This window comes from Pseudomonas sp. JAI115 (assembly GCF_014200835.1).
GTDB lineage: Bacteria > Pseudomonadota > Gammaproteobacteria > Pseudomonadales > Pseudomonadaceae > Aquipseudomonas > Aquipseudomonas putida_A.
This window is the reverse complement of the sequence record NZ_JACHCY010000004.1, coordinates 159,980-173,763: the sequence shown is the minus strand read 5'-3', so window position 1 is coordinate 173,763 and position 13,784 is coordinate 159,980. Positions and strand designations below refer to the sequence as shown.

Here is a 13,784-nt window from a genome sequence, read left to right as displayed (position 1 = left end):
GCAGGCGTGAATAGCCACCATTGAGGGTGAACGCGTGAACCTAATTATGAAAATGCTGGCCGCACCAGCAACCGTACTGGCCCTCTGGGCTGTCAGCGCTCAAGCTGCGACGAATGACGACATTGCCAAGCGCCTCGAGCCGGTCGGCCAGGTGTGCGTTCAGGGGCAGGAATGCAAAGGGATGGAAGTCGCTGCCTCCGCTGGCGGCGGTGGTGGGGCGAAGACGCCGGATGAAGTGATTGCAAAACATTGCAACGCTTGTCACGGTACGGGTCTGCTGGGCGCACCGAAAATCGGTGACACCGCCGCCTGGAAAGACCGCGCCGATCACCAGGGCGGCCTTGACGGCATCCTCGCCAAAGCCATCACCGGCATCAACTCCATGCCGCCAAAAGGCACCTGCGCCGATTGCTCGGACGACGAGTTGAAAGGCGCGATCCAGAAGATGTCCGGCCTGAAATAAGCTGCGCTTCTGACGAAAAAAACCGTCTTCGGACGGTTTTTTTGTGCCCGCTATGTCCGAGCCCAAATCGATTGAATGAAGATCTTCTCTCTGCCGTTCGGTAGAAACTCCATAGCAATCGACTAAACTGCCTAGCGATAAGGTTCAGTTTCTGTAAAATGGCGCGCTGTGGAAATGGGGGTGGACCCATTACCCGATCATGCCAGTGAAAACTGTAGTAATAAGGGAGGGAATATGGAAAGTCGTGATTTTGAGATTAGACATCATTTCCACCAAAAAAAACTCCGCCATTATCATGAATGCCCAAATACTCTTGTTATAGATGAGTTAGGTATTGCGCACGGAAAAGCTAGAGCCGATATCGCTGTACTCAATGGGCTAATACATGGGTATGAGATAAAGAGCTCAAAAGATACTTTGTCTCGTTTGCCAGAACAGCTGGCTGAGTATTCTAGGTGTTTTGAAAAGGTTTCTATCATTACGGCGCCTAATCATCTAGATAAGTTGTTAGTCATGCTGCCGGATTGGTGCGGAGTAATCCTTGCAACAAAGGGTAGTAAAGGCGGAGTCGCATTCAAAACTATTCGTCGAGCAAAAAAAAACCCCCAGATTGAAATTCATGCTATGGCGCATTTTCTCTGGAGGAAGGAAATAGTTGATATTCTGACCCAGCTTGGTATTGATGAGAAAAGCTTGAAATCATCCCGTGAGACGCTCTACAGACTTCTTCCGGAAAAGATGACAACTAAGCACCTTACGCAATTAATTAAAGAAAAATTCATGTCGCGTACTGATTGGCGAGCTGGCGTACAATATATGTGATGTGATGGTTCACTCCGACGAATTTCCAAGTGGTCAGATTTCCGCAATTATTAATTTTTTTAGCAGTGTCTTCGATTCGTTCGTCGCCAGAGCTAAACGCTCTTGTCATATAGTGTCCAGATGAAATGATTGCGGCGCAGTGCCCAATCATTTGAGAGTTATTATCTCTAAAAGATCCGCCTTTTGGAATAAGCCAAGAATCTGCTGTCGTATATACTATTTTTCCTCCTGGTTTCATCATGCGCATATCTACACTATCTGCGAAATCCGGAGACTCGATTGTATAATCTCCAAAATTTGGGGTGAGCTTGGTTTTCTCGAGCTCTATACGGAATGCTTTGTAAAGGGGCCATTCATGTCGAATTTGAGTTGCTCCAGGTTTTTTTACTACGGTAAGATTTAAAGAAGTACCTACTAAGGTAATTGATCTCGAAAGGTTGTAGCCACTGATCTTTGCTGTTGCTTCTGAGATTATTTTTGCAAATATTGGGTAAGGTTGGAAATTTCCTGGATCGCCAAGGTCAATGATTAGATCGACGCTGCTCCAAGATACTTCAATAGACCGTAGAAGCTTTGAAATGTCATTGTCTATATTTGGCAAGTTAAGTTCTGACAGCTTCACCCTGAGCGCTACGCCACAACCCTGTGCAGAGACAAAACTTCGTACGCTAGCTACATACCCCGGACTTTTTGTTAAGCCGATAACGGGTATCACCCTACAGCTTATTGCTGCGGCTTCTTGAAGAACAAAATCCGATACCTGCCTTCCATCATCCATTTTTTCATTTTCTAGGGATTCATGGATGTCGACCATTGCCAATCGCGTTGACCATTTTTGTTTGAGGCGTTTGGGAAAAGTTTCCACGTGCTCATGAATGGTTTTTTTCATTCGTTGTTCCTCGAAATCATACTCGCGAGGAGGGATGACGATTAGCGGGACAACGCAATCTTTGATTTCATCCTTAAATAGGAAAAGTGCTTGGTATTCACCTTGGCGCCACTTCAATACAGGGACGTATTTTTGTTTGTTAAATTTCATATTTCTTCCTCAAAGCAAGGTCTAACTTTTCCTTGGCCGAGTAAATCCGAGAAGATGCTGTAGTTCCCGCTCTCTTTTCTTATCCTTCCAGCAATGATGCTAGGATGGATATCCAGCCGTTTGGCATCTTGTAATATTGATTCGTTTGTCATTGCAAATCTTGAAATGCAGCTGTCCCAAGATTTGCTGCATATCAGGGACTCTAACGCAAAATCATCAGCTTCTTTTTCTACATTATCTCCCTGGTCTTTGCTTTCTTCGTCGAAAAAATCCATTTGTAATGAATCAAATAGGTGAAGTGATACATGGGCAAGTTCATGAAAAAGAACGAACCAGAAATTATCTAGCCGATCATGTCGTATCGTCATGGCAACTACCGGATTGCCCGTTTCGAGCGTCATCGCAGCACCATCTAAGTAAGTGCCAGGAAGGTGACGTTCAACAATTAAGACAATGCCCTTTTTAGCCAAAAAATCCCGAGCTGCACGGGGGGCATCATTTCTAGTTGTTAATCTTGCTAGATCTTTCAACCATGTATCAGTGTGCTCGTATTCGTTAATGTGGCCAGATTCAATTTTTTCTCTAGCCTTTTCTAGAACGCGCGCTTGCCAAGCCAAGAGAGAGTATTCATTAGGCTTATTTTCGCCATGGAATTTTTTTCTATGTAGAACCGGTGAGTTTTTTCCTCCATTACCTAAGAAGTAAGATCTCACTAATTCTGTTTTTCCAGCTCCAGTGCTGTTGGCTATCCATCCTCTTTTGATCATTTCTTTAGCTGGGAACATTTCCCAGTCTATATTTTCAGTGTTGCTCCAGCTGTAAACGGTACTGGCATCATTTGCTTTTGCACCAGTCCAAGATTCTTTGACTTTTACATTTAAAATTTCTGCAATGCTTATAAGTCTCGAGAGACTGGCTGTCATGTAATTTGAAGCTTCATACCTTTGAATCTGCTGAACAGATAACTTTAGTTTGTCAGCTAAGTCTTTTTGATTCATGCCTGAAGCGATGCGTGCAGTTATCAGGGCCTTTGGTAGCTCAGAAAGTCCGGAGCACTCAGAGTAGGAAACCTTTCCTTCCTTTATAAGCTCATACTCTCGGATTTCCGACCTAATTTCCCTGATCTGAGACTCAATGGCTCTAGCTTGAGCGAAGTCCAACCATTCGAGTCCAGATGGCTGAAAACTTCCTAGGGCAGCGGATAAATTTTCAAGCTGCTTTTGTGAGGATGCATATTGTCTTTCGTTGTATATCATGCTCGTGCTCTCCCTCATTAAAGGGGCTCGCAAGTCAAATCGATGGATAGAATGCCTTTCGGCTGCCCTGTAAACCTATCGTTCTGAAAATATTCGAAGTAAGTTTTTCCCGGTTCGACCTGCCATGTGAACGGAAAAAATTCACCGCCATACTTCAACTTCTGATTCCTTCTTTTGTCCTCGAAATCGAGGAACACAGGATCTAAGCGGTTCGGATCTACATCGGCAGGATCCCAGCAGATGTCGTAGTCTCCGGGGATGGGTTTGGCCGTCACAAAACTCCCGTCGACATACAGCGTCTTACATCCGGCATCTCGCAGTGCAATGCAGGCCAGTCTTAATCCGGCGAAAAGGCGCCTCCGCTTTGCATTCGAGGTGAATACCTCCTCGATTTCTCGGAGTGATGCAGCATGGATTCCGGCCGGGAGGACCGCCCAAGGGCTTGAATGAGGATTTACTAGAGTTGGGATCATCATGCAACAAAATTGTTGTGTCGTTGGCCCTACGATAGCTATTCGCCATGAGAATGGTCAACCACCCCAAGCAAAGATTGGATCCACAAAAGATAATAGTCGTAGAAAAATCTCTTAAGACTATTTTCAAGCTTTTGATTTTTATAAATATTTTTCTATTCGATAGTTATTTCTCGTTACATTTGAGAGGTTTTTATCTCGCCGTTCGAAGGTATGCCCGGTTGGCGCAGTAAAAGTGCTCGTAACACGCTGCTGGATATGAACCTTCCAACCCTTAAAGCAATTACAGGGCTGTTCATTGCAGCAAACAACCGGCAAGCTCGGTCTACCTCTATTCACGGAACGGGCAGGAGGCTACAGATGGTGCAGTTGTGTTCGATCGAACAGGCGGTGGACGACGTGCTCGCACGCTTGCCGGCGCATATCCACATGGGCATGCCGCTGGGTCTGGGCAAACCCAATCACTTCGTCAACGCGCTGTACCGGCGGATCAAGGACTTGCCCGAACGACAACTGACGATGTACACCGCGCTGTGCCTGGGGCGACCGACGCTGGGCGACGGTCTGCAGAAGCGCTTCATCGAACCCTTCGTCGAGCGCGTCTTCGGCGACTACCCCGAATTCGATTTCCTCGCCGATCTGCAGCGTGACAGCCTGCCCGCCAACATCCGCATCGAACAGTTCTTCATGCAGCCCGGCAGCCTGCTCAACAGCGCGCCGGCTCAGCAGGACTACGTCAGCAGCAACTACAGCCACGCCGCCCGCGATATCAATGCCGCCGGCCTCAATCTGGTGGCGCAATTGCTCGCCAGCAGCAGCGAACATCCCGATCGCCTGAGCCTGAGCTGCAACCCGGACATCACCCTCGACCTGTTGCCAATGATCGCCAAACGTCGCGACGCCGGGGAGACCATTTTGTTGGTCGGTCAAGTGCACACCGATCTGCCGTACATGCCCGGCGATGCCGAAGTCGATATCGACACCTTCGACCTGCTGATCGACGCGAAGGACAGCAGCACGCTGTTTTCCACGCCGAACATGCCGGTGGGCTTTCAGGATCACTTCATCGGCTTGCACGCCAGTACGCTGGTGCGCGACGGCGGTACGTTGCAGATCGGCATCGGCTCGATGGGCGATGCACTGACCGCCGCACTGCTTGCGCGGCAGGCAGACAACGCCGGTTATCAGGCCCTGCTCAATGACATCAATCTCAGTCAGTGGGCGCAGTTGATCGAGCGCGAGGGCGGTACCGCGCCGTTCGCCAAAGGCCTGTATGGCTGCAGTGAAATGTTCGTCAACGGTCTGCTGGTGCTGGCCGATGCCGGGATCATCCGGCGCAAGGTCTACCCCGACGTGCACACTCAGGAGCAGGCCAACGCCGGCACTCTCGATGAGTCGGCGCAAACCGATGGCATCTCGGTGCACGGCGGCTTCTTCCTCGGTCCGCGCAGTTTCTACGAGCGCCTGCGTGAGTTGCCGCAGAGCAAGCGCCTCGAATTCAACATGACCCGCATCAGCTACATCAACGAGCTGTACGGGCAGGAAGAGCTCAAGCGCTTGCAGCGTCTCGATGCGCGATTCATCAACACCGTGTTCACCATGACGCTGATGGGCGCGGGTGTGGCCGATCAATTGGAAGACGGGCGGGTGCTCAGCGGTGTCGGCGGGCAATACAATTTTGTTGCCCAGGGCCACGCGCTGCACGATGCGCGCTCGATTCTGATCCTGCGCAGCTGGCGCGAGTCCGGCGGCGAGGTCAGCTCGAACATCGTCTGGGAGTACGGCCACTGCACGATTCCACGGCACCTGCGCGACATCGTGGTCACCGAGTACGGCATCGCCGATCTGCGAGGCAAGTCCGATGCGGTGGTGATCGAGTCGTTGCTCAATATCAGCGATTCACGCTTCCAACCGGGGTTGATCGAGCAGGCACAGAAGGTTGGCAAACTGCCGAAGGATTTCCGCCTCGATCCGCGCTTTGTCGACAACACCCCGCAACGCTTGCAGGTGATTGCCGCGAAGCATCCGAACCTGTTTCCGGAATATCCGCTGGGCTGTGATTTCACCGCGATCGAGCGCGATCTGCTGCGGGCGCTGAACTGGCTGAAGAGCAAGTTCAAGCTGAGCGAGATTCTGGAGCTGGGCAAGGCTGCGCTGGATGCGCCGGAGGCTTCGACGTTCCCCGAACACCTTGAACGTATGCAACTGACCAACCCGGAAGGCCTGAAAGAAGACCTGTTCCAGCGCCTGCTACTCACCGGCCTGAATGCCACCGCGCAGTAACCGCCCACCGCAAAACCCACTGTGGGAGCGAGCCTGCTCGCGAAAGCGGTGTATCAGTCAACCAAGATGTCGACTGACCCTAAGCATTCGCGAGCAGGCTCGCTCCCACAGGGGGTAATGCGGTGTGGTTTATTCGATGAAGGTAACGACGCCATCCTTCAGCGATTTCACGCGGGCCAGCGATTCAACGCGATAGCCCTGCGAGTCCAGCTCGGCACGCCCACCCTGGAACGACTTCTCGATCACGATGCCCAGACCGGCGACGGTGGCGCCAGCCTGTTTGATGATCGAGATCAGCGCCTGCGAAGCCTTACCGTTGGCCAGGAAGTCGTCGATGATCAGCACGCGGTCGCTGCTGGTCAGGTGACGCGGCGAGATGGCCACGGTACTTTCGGTCTTCTTGGTGAACGAGTAAACGGTCGCCGACAGCAGGTTTTCGGTCAGGGTCAGGGACTGTTGCTTGCGGGCGAAGATCACCGGCACGCCCAGGTTCAGACCGGTCATGATCGCCGGAGCGATGCCAGAGGCTTCGATGGTGACGATCTTGGTGATGCCCGAATCCTTGAACAGCGTGGCGAATTCGTCGCCGATCAGCTTCATCAGGGCCGGGTCGATCTGGTGGTTCAGGAAGGCGTCGACCTTCAGGACCTGGTCGGAAAGCACGATGCCTTGTTCGCGGATTTTCTGCTGCAATGCTTCCATGAAGCTGTCCTCGTTCAGCGCTTGTGCGCCCTAAGCTTTAAAAAAGTGGTCAATTCTAGCGCTTTAACATCGCGCGTATATCAGCCAATGCGCTATTGCCGCGCACGGCTTTGACTTCGGTCGGTGTGTCGTCGTTGCCTTCCCACGCCAGGTCGTCCGGCGGCAGCTCATCGAGGAAGCGGCTTGGCGCGCAGTCGATGATCTCGCCGTACTGTTTGCGCTTGGCGGCGAAGGTGAACGCCAGGGTTTGACGGGCGCGGGTGATACCCACGTAGGCCAGGCGGCGTTCCTCCTCGATGGTGTCGGCTTCGATGCTGGAGCGGTGCGGGAGGATTTCCTCTTCCATGCCCATGATGAACACGTAAGGGAATTCCAGGCCCTTGGACGCATGCAGGGTCATCATCTGCACGCCTTCGGCGCCATCCTCTTCTTCCTGCTGACGCTCGAGCATGTCGCGCAGGACCAGTTTGCCAATGGCGTCCTCGACGGTCATTTCGCCGTCTTCGTCTTTTTCCAGGGTGTTCTTCAAGGCCTCGATGAGGAACCAGACGTTGCTCATCCGGTAGTCCGCAGCCTTGTCGCTGGAACTGTTGGTGCGCAGCCAGTTCTCGTAGTCGATGTCCATGACCATGCTGCGCAGCGCCGAGATCGGGTCTTCGCCGGCACACTGCTCGCGCACCTTGTCCATGAAGCGCTTGAAGCGCGACAGGCGATCGGTGAAGCGGCTGTCGAGATGTTCGCCCAGGCCGATTTCGTCGGTCGCGGCGTACATCGAGATCTTGCGTTCGGTGGCGTAGTTGCCGAGTTTTTCCAGGGTGGTCGAGCCGATTTCCCGGCGCGGCACGTTGATCACCCGCAGGAAGGCGTTGTCGTCGTCCGGGTTCACGATCAGGCGGAAGTAGGCCATCAGGTCCTTCACTTCCTGACGGCCAAAGAAGCTGTTGCCGCCGCTCAGGCGGTACGGCACCTGGTGGTGCTGCAACTTCAGTTCGATCAGCTTGGCCTGGTAGTTGCCGCGATAGAGGATCGCGAAATCGCTGTACGGGCGGTCGGTACGCAAGTGCAGGCTGAGGATTTCCATGGCCACGCGCTCGGCTTCGGCGTCCTCGTTGCGGCAGCGGATCACGCGGATCTCGTCACCGTGGCCCATCTCACTCCACAGCTGTTTTTCGAATTCGTGCGGGTTGTTCGAGATCAGCACGTTGGCGCAGCGCAGGATGCGGCTGGTGGAGCGGTAGTTCTGCTCGAGCATCACCACTTTCAGCGACGGGTAGTCATCCTTGAGCAGCATCAGGTTTTCCGGCCGCGCGCCACGCCAGGCATAGATCGACTGGTCGTCGTCGCCCACCACGGTGAACTGGTTACGCTTGCCGATCAGCATCTTCACCAGCAGGTACTGGCTGGCGTTGGTGTCCTGGTATTCGTCGACCAGCAGGTAACGCACTTTGTTCTGCCACTTTTCGAGAATGTCGGCGTGCTCTTCGAAGAGCTTTACCGGCAGCAGGATCAGGTCGTCGAAGTCCACCGCGTTGAACGCCTTGAGCGTGCGCTGGTAGTGGGTGTAGACGATGGCGGCAGTCTGTTCTTTCGGATTGCGCGCGTTTTCCAGCGCCTGGGCCGGCAGGATCAGGTCGTTTTTCCAGGCGCCGATCATGTTCTTGATCTCGTCGACGCCGTCGTCGCCTGCGTATTCCTTCTGCATGATGTCGGTCATCAGGGCTTTGACGTCGGTCTCGTCGAAGATCGAGAAACCGGGTTTGTAGCCCAGCCGCGCATGCTCCTTGCGGATGATGTTCAGGCCCAGGTTGTGGAAGGTGCAGACCGTCAGGCCGCGACCTTCGCCGGCACGCAGCAGGGTGCCGACCCGCTCCTTCATCTCGCGCGCGGCCTTGTTGGTAAAGGTCATGGCGACGATGTACTGGGCGCGGATGCCGCAGTTCTGGATCAGGTGCGCGATCTTGCGGGTAATCACGCTGGTCTTGCCGGAGCCAGCGCCGGCGAGCACCAATAGAGGGCCGCCGACGTAGTTCACGGCTTCTTGCTGCCGGGGATTGAGTCGGGACATACGAAAATTCGGGAGTCGTTGACGAAATGGGCCGGCATTTTAACAGGCTCAGCGATTTGTGCTGCTCTGTCCGACTTGTGACGTACCACGCGATTCAAATTTGCCGGTTTTGTTACTTTCGCGGAGGATACACGGTGATTTTGCGGCTAATGTTCTCATTCGTGACACAAAATAACGTTCTGATAATCGTTGTCATTGAACATCGCAACGGCATAATGCCCCGCCCACATCATTGCAGAGTCTAGGGAGCTAGCTTGTCTACGCCTGTCGAACCCTTGCGTTTGCTGCTACTGGCCGAAGAGCCAGCGTGGACAGCGTTATTGCGCGAGTGTCTGGCTCCGATGGGGAGCGCGGCGGTGCTGATCAGCGCACCGAGCTGGGAGTCGGTCAGCAGTCTGTTCGAAGACAATCGCCACGCGGTGCTGTTGACCGTCCCCGCGTTGCAGCCGGCCCCGGGTCGTTGCAGCCTGCCGACGGTGTTGCTGCTGGATCACGAGCCGGTCACCGCGCCGGTTGGTGTCAGCGACTGGCTGGTGTTCGACGCCCTCGACGCCGGCATGCTGCGCCGTTGTCTGCGCCATGTGCGTGAACGCGGCGTCCTCGAAAACACCCTGCAACGCCTGGCCGAACAGGATCCGCTGACCGGCATCGCCAACCGCCAGGGCTTCCAGACCCTGCTCGCGGCGCGCCTGGCGGAAAACGACGGCCGTGGTCTGGCCCTCGGGCATCTCGATCTCGACAACTTCCGTCACGCCAACGACGCCCTCGGTCATCAGGCCGGCGATCGCTTGATCCTGCAAGTCGTCGCGCGGCTGAAAAGTCAGCTCGAGGCCGGGGATCAACTGGCGCGGCTGGGCAGCGACGAGTTTGCCTTGCTGATCGACACCCGCCGCGCGCCGCAACGCGCCGAGTGGATGGCCGAACGCATTACCGAAGCCCTCGCCGAACCGTATTGGGTCGATGGCGAAAGCCTGTTGATCGGCTCCAGCCTGGGCATCGCCCATGCCCGTGCACAGGGTGGTGCCGACCCGCTGATGTGGCACGCGCACATCGCCATGCAGCAGGCCAAGAGCACGCAGGGCTGCACCTTCCATATCTTTAACGAACGCATCAACCGCAACGCCCGGAGCATGGCCGACCTCGAAAGTGAGCTGCGCCGGGCCTTGCGCCGCGATGAGTTGGAGTTGCACTACCAGCCACGGCTGAATCTTGCAGACGGGCAGATCGTCGGCCTCGAAGCCCTGGTGCGCTGGCGCCATGGCGAGCGCGGTCTGCTACCGCCAAGCGAATTCGTGCCGCTGGCCGAGCAGAGCGGTCTGATCGTGCCGCTGGGCTACTGGGTGATTTCCCGCGCGTTGCGCGACATGCAGGCACTGCGCGAGCGCGGGCTGCCGGCGCTGCACATGGCGATCAACCTGTCGTTCCGCCAGTTTCAGGACAGCCAGTTGCTGCCGACGCTCAGCCGGCTGATTGCCGAGCGCGGGGTCGAGGCGCAGTGGCTGGAGTTTGAGCTCACCGAAACCGCCGTCATGCGCCGCAGCGATCTGGTCAAACAGACCATGGACGCCCTCGGCCGCCTCGGCGTGCGTTTCTCGCTGGATGACTTCGGCACCGGGTTCTCGTCATTCGTGCACCTCAACAGCCTGCCGATCACCTTGCTGAAGATCGACAAAAGCTTTGTCGGCGGCATGGAGCAGCGCGAAGAGAACCGCAAACTGGTGCACGCGATGATCAACCTCGCGCACAACCTGCATCTGGAAGTGGTGGCCGAAGGCGTGGAAACACCGGAACAGCTGGAATTATTGCGCGGCTTTGGCTGCGATCAGGTGCAGGGCTATCTGATCAGCCGGCCGTTGCCGTTGGCAGAACTGGTTGAATACCTGACCTTCGGCTCTAGCCAGCAGCCAGCCCTCGAAATCGTCAGTTGAACGCAATCTCCGGGTTAGGCATGAATCCCTGTGGGAGCGGGCTTGCTCGCGAAAGCGGTGTGTCAGCAAAGATAATTTGACTGACCGATCGCATTCGCGAGCAGGCTCGCTCCCACAAGGTGAAACTCACTCAGGTTGAGGGATGTTGAAGCCCCGAGATTGCGGTTCGCGCTGAATCATCCGCTTCATCTTCCATTCAAACGCCAGCGTCAGGCTCACCGCCGCACACGCCAGCCCCAGCGCCAGCCCCCACCAGACGCCAGTCGGCCCCCAGTTCAAATGGAACGCCATCCACCACGCCGCCGGTGCGCCAATCAACCAATAACAAGCGAGGCCGACCAGAAACGTGGTTTTCGCATCCTTGAGCCCACGGATGCAGCCCATGGCGATGGTCTGCGTGCCGTCGAACAGCTCGAACCACGCCGCCACCGCCAGCAGGCTCACCGCCAGACGAATCACTTCGGCAAAGGCCGGCTCGTTGTGATCAAGGAACAATCCGACCAGTTGATTCGGCAACAGCCAGAACACCATGGCGAAACCCAGCATCACCACTGCACCGAAAACGATGCCGACCCGGCCGGACATCCGCGCGTCGCTCAGTTGCCCGGCGCCGTAGTGCTGGCCGACGCGCATGGTGATCGCGTAGGACATCCCCGCCGGTACCATGAACGCCACCGAAACGATCTGCAGAGCGATCTGGTGTGCGCCGAGTTGCGTGCTGCCCATGGTGCCCATGCACAGCGCCGCGAAGGCAAACAGTCCGACTTCCACCGCGTAGGTGCCGCCAATTGGCAGGCCGAGCCGCCACAGTTCTTTCAGGTACTGACGATTTGGCCGTGACAGGCCGGCGCGCAATGGGTAGGCGTCGTAGGCCGGGTGCCGGCGGATGTGCCAGGCCAGCGCCAGCGCCATGCAGTTGGCAACGATTGCCGTGACCAGGCCGATGCCGGTCAACCCCAGTTTCGGCAGCCCGAACATGCCGGTAATCAATGCGTAATTGAGCAGGAAGTTGGCCACAGTGCCGCCGAGGCTGATGACCATCACCGGGGTCGCTCGGCCGATTGCACTGGTAAAGCCGCGCAGGGCCATGAAGCTCAGATAGCCGGGCAGGGCGAAGGGCAGAGCGATCAAAAATTGTCCAGCGGCGTTGACGTTGGTTTCGGTCTGGCCGAACAGCAGCAACACCGGTTTCAGATTCCACAACAGCAGCCCGGCGCCCAGCGCCATCAGCCACGCCAGCCACAACCCGGCCTGCGTCAGGCGGGCCGCGCCGATGATGTCGCCGGCACCCTGACGGATCGCCACCAGCGTGCCGACCGCTGCAATCACACCGATGCAGAAAATCGACACGAATGAATAACTCGCTGCCCCCAGTCCGCCGCCGGCCAGGGCTTCGGGGCTGAGGCGCGCCATCATCAGGGTGTCGGTCAGCACCATCAACATGTGCGCCAACTGCGAAGCAATCAACGGCCCCGCCAGCCGCAGGATGGCCCAGAGTTCGGTACGCACAGGATGCTGCATGGTCATCACCACCCATTAATCAGAGGGAACAAGAGTCCGTCGATTCTCGGCGCTTGGCAGGGTTTGCACAAAAGGATAAAAAGGATGGGTGGCATGATTAAAACTCATCATGAGTAAACCTCGCCGGGGTGGCCGGATGCCGCTAAAGGAGCTTTGTGTATGTCCCGTCGTCTTCCTCCCTTGTATGCCCTGCGCGCATTCGAAGCGGCGGCGCGGCACAGCTCGTTCACCCGGGCGGCCGAGGAATTGTCGATTACCCAGAGTGCAGTCAGCCGGCACATCAAGACGCTGGAAGAGCATTTCGCCTGCAAGCTGTTTCACCGCAGCGGACGCAACCTGCAACTCACCGAGTCGGCGCGGCTGCTGCTGCCCGGCATTCGCGATGGTTTCGCGGCGCTGGAGCGCGCCTGCAACACCTTGCGCGCCGAAGACGACATCCTGCGCATGAAAGCGCCGTCGACCCTGACCATGCGCTGGCTGCTGGCCCGGCTCAGCCGTTTTCGTCACCTACAGCCCGGCAATGAAGTACAACTGACCAGTGCGTGGATGGACGTGGATTCGGTGGACTTCAACAACGAGCCCTTCGACTGCGCGGTGCTGCTGAGCGATGGGCACTTCCCGCCGGACTGGGAGGCCAGCCTGCTGTTTCCCGAGGAGTTGATTCCTGTCGGCGCGCCGAACCTGCTGAACGATCAACCCTGGGATGTGACGCGGTTGGCCTCCACCGAGTTGCTGCACCCGACCCCGGACCGGCGCGACTGGCGCAGTTGGCTGGAACATATGGGGCTGTCCGATCAGGTTTCGCTCAAGGGCGGACAGGTGTTCGATACCCTGGAGCTGGGCATGATTGCCGCGGCGCGAGGCTACGGGGTGTCGATGGGCGATCTGCTGATGGTCGCCGAAGATGTGGCGCAAGGAAGACTGAGCCTGCCATGGCCGACCGCGGTCGCCAGCGGACTGAATTATTACCTGGTGTGGCCAAAAACCCGTCCGGGAGGTGAACGTTTGCGCCGTCTCAGCGACTTCCTGCAAGGCGAAGTGCGAGCCATGGCGTTGCCGGTGGTCAAGCGCTTGAGCTGAAACGTTAGAGCCGCCACAATGCCGGCCTTGTGCCATAACCCTGCTGTTCGCTCAAGTATTCGGCTTTACCGCCGAATACGTGCATGTGGAACCGCCGTGCAGGTATCCACGATTCACCCCCATTAGAAAATTATCCGAGCTGCGATCAAGGA

The 13,784-nt window shown here is 56.2% G+C and carries 11 protein-coding genes; 5 read left to right on the top strand and 6 right to left on the bottom strand.

The window, feature by feature from the left end; all coding sequences use genetic code 11:
- The first annotated feature begins 46 nt into the window (after nucleotides 1–46).
- Nucleotides 47–463 carry a cytochrome c5 family protein gene (locus HDC30_RS11615; RefSeq protein ID WP_041071964.1) on the top strand — a complete coding sequence of 139 codons (417 nt, stop codon included), beginning with the start codon at nucleotides 47–49 and terminating at the stop codon, nucleotides 461–463.
- A gap of 234 nt (nucleotides 464–697) precedes the next feature.
- Nucleotides 698–1,285: a sce7726 family protein gene (locus tag HDC30_RS11610; RefSeq protein WP_183783039.1), complete on the top strand. Its 588-nt coding sequence runs from the start codon at nucleotides 698–700 to the stop codon at nucleotides 1,283–1,285.
- Here the strand turns inward: HDC30_RS11610 and HDC30_RS11605 are convergent.
- Genes HDC30_RS11605 through HDC30_RS29460 form a run of 3 tightly spaced genes read right to left on the bottom strand, consistent with a single transcriptional unit; the run spans nucleotide 1,242 to nucleotide 4,053 of the window.
- Complete coding sequence (locus tag HDC30_RS11605; RefSeq protein ID WP_183783037.1) at nucleotides 1,242–2,324, bottom strand: beta family protein; 1,083 nt, start codon at nucleotides 2,322–2,324, stop codon at nucleotides 1,242–1,244. The genes HDC30_RS11610 and HDC30_RS11605 overlap by 44 nt on opposite strands.
- Nucleotides 2,321–3,580, bottom strand: coding sequence for a helix-turn-helix domain-containing protein (locus HDC30_RS11600; protein WP_183783035.1), 1,260 nt, complete (start codon nucleotides 3,578–3,580; stop codon nucleotides 2,321–2,323). The genes HDC30_RS11605 and HDC30_RS11600 overlap by 4 nt, the downstream gene beginning before the upstream one ends.
- Before the next feature lie 17 nt (nucleotides 3,581–3,597).
- Nucleotides 3,598–4,053, bottom strand: coding sequence for a DUF6932 family protein (locus tag HDC30_RS29460; protein WP_183783513.1), 456 nt, complete (start codon nucleotides 4,051–4,053; stop codon nucleotides 3,598–3,600).
- Nucleotides 4,054–4,413: 360 nt separating this feature from the next.
- Between HDC30_RS29460 and HDC30_RS11590 the strand changes: the two genes are divergently transcribed.
- Nucleotides 4,414–6,336, top strand: coding sequence for an acetyl-CoA hydrolase/transferase family protein (locus tag HDC30_RS11590; RefSeq protein ID WP_183783033.1), 1,923 nt, complete (start codon nucleotides 4,414–4,416; stop codon nucleotides 6,334–6,336).
- A 129-nt stretch (nucleotides 6,337–6,465) separates the two neighbouring features.
- On the opposite strand, the gene HDC30_RS11585 is transcribed toward HDC30_RS11590, so the two are convergent.
- Together HDC30_RS11585 and rep are read right to left on the bottom strand one after the other, a co-directional pair.
- Nucleotides 6,466–7,038, bottom strand: a complete 573-nt coding sequence (locus HDC30_RS11585) for a xanthine phosphoribosyltransferase (RefSeq protein WP_007962388.1) — start codon at nucleotides 7,036–7,038, stop codon at nucleotides 6,466–6,468.
- Nucleotides 7,039–7,093: 55 nt separating this feature from the next.
- Complete coding sequence (gene rep / locus HDC30_RS11580; RefSeq protein ID WP_027610430.1) at nucleotides 7,094–9,103, bottom strand: DNA helicase Rep; 2,010 nt, start codon at nucleotides 9,101–9,103, stop codon at nucleotides 7,094–7,096.
- A 254-nt stretch (nucleotides 9,104–9,357) separates the two neighbouring features.
- Here rep and HDC30_RS11575 point away from each other — a divergent pair, with 254 nt between their 5' ends.
- Nucleotides 9,358–11,031, top strand: a complete 1,674-nt coding sequence (locus HDC30_RS11575) for a bifunctional diguanylate cyclase/phosphodiesterase (protein WP_097089513.1) — start codon at nucleotides 9,358–9,360, stop codon at nucleotides 11,029–11,031.
- 126 nt (nucleotides 11,032–11,157) lie between these two features.
- Here HDC30_RS11575 and HDC30_RS11570 read toward each other — a convergent pair whose 3' ends face one another.
- The gene (locus tag HDC30_RS11570; protein WP_183783031.1) at nucleotides 11,158–12,552 is read right to left on the bottom strand and encodes a NorM family multidrug efflux MATE transporter; all 1,395 of its coding nucleotides are present in this window, start codon (nucleotides 12,550–12,552) and stop codon (nucleotides 11,158–11,160) included.
- A gap of 159 nt (nucleotides 12,553–12,711) precedes the next feature.
- On the opposite strand from HDC30_RS11570, the gene HDC30_RS11565 reads away from it, so the two are divergent.
- Entirely contained in the window at nucleotides 12,712–13,632 is a 921-nt protein-coding gene (locus HDC30_RS11565) for a LysR substrate-binding domain-containing protein (RefSeq protein WP_166495229.1), read from the top strand.
- Nucleotides 13,633–13,784: the final 152 nt, after the last annotated feature.

What these genes read in the sequence shown, in the direction of transcription:
- HDC30_RS11615 (WP_041071964.1), top strand. Translation starts at nt 47, where the DNA reads ATGAAAATGCTGGCCGCACCAGCAACCGTACTGGCCCTCTGGGCTGTC.
- rep (WP_027610430.1), bottom strand. Translation starts at nt 9,103, where the DNA reads ATGTCCCGACTCAATCCCCGGCAGCAAGAAGCCGTGAACTACGTCGGC.
- HDC30_RS29460 (WP_183783513.1), bottom strand. Translation starts at nt 4,053, where the DNA reads ATGATCCCAACTCTAGTAAATCCTCATTCAAGCCCTTGGGCGGTCCTC.
- HDC30_RS11570 (WP_183783031.1), bottom strand. Translation starts at nt 12,552, where the DNA reads ATGCAGCATCCTGTGCGTACCGAACTCTGGGCCATCCTGCGGCTGGCG.
- HDC30_RS11590 (WP_183783033.1), top strand. Translation starts at nt 4,414, where the DNA reads ATGGTGCAGTTGTGTTCGATCGAACAGGCGGTGGACGACGTGCTCGCA.
- HDC30_RS11585 (WP_007962388.1), bottom strand. Translation starts at nt 7,038, where the DNA reads ATGGAAGCATTGCAGCAGAAAATCCGCGAACAAGGCATCGTGCTTTCC.
- HDC30_RS11600 (WP_183783035.1), bottom strand. Translation starts at nt 3,580, where the DNA reads ATGATATACAACGAAAGACAATATGCATCCTCACAAAAGCAGCTTGAA.
- HDC30_RS11605 (WP_183783037.1), bottom strand. Translation starts at nt 2,324, where the DNA reads ATGAAATTTAACAAACAAAAATACGTCCCTGTATTGAAGTGGCGCCAA.
- HDC30_RS11565 (WP_166495229.1), top strand. Translation starts at nt 12,712, where the DNA reads ATGTCCCGTCGTCTTCCTCCCTTGTATGCCCTGCGCGCATTCGAAGCG.
- HDC30_RS11610 (WP_183783039.1), top strand. Translation starts at nt 698, where the DNA reads ATGGAAAGTCGTGATTTTGAGATTAGACATCATTTCCACCAAAAAAAA.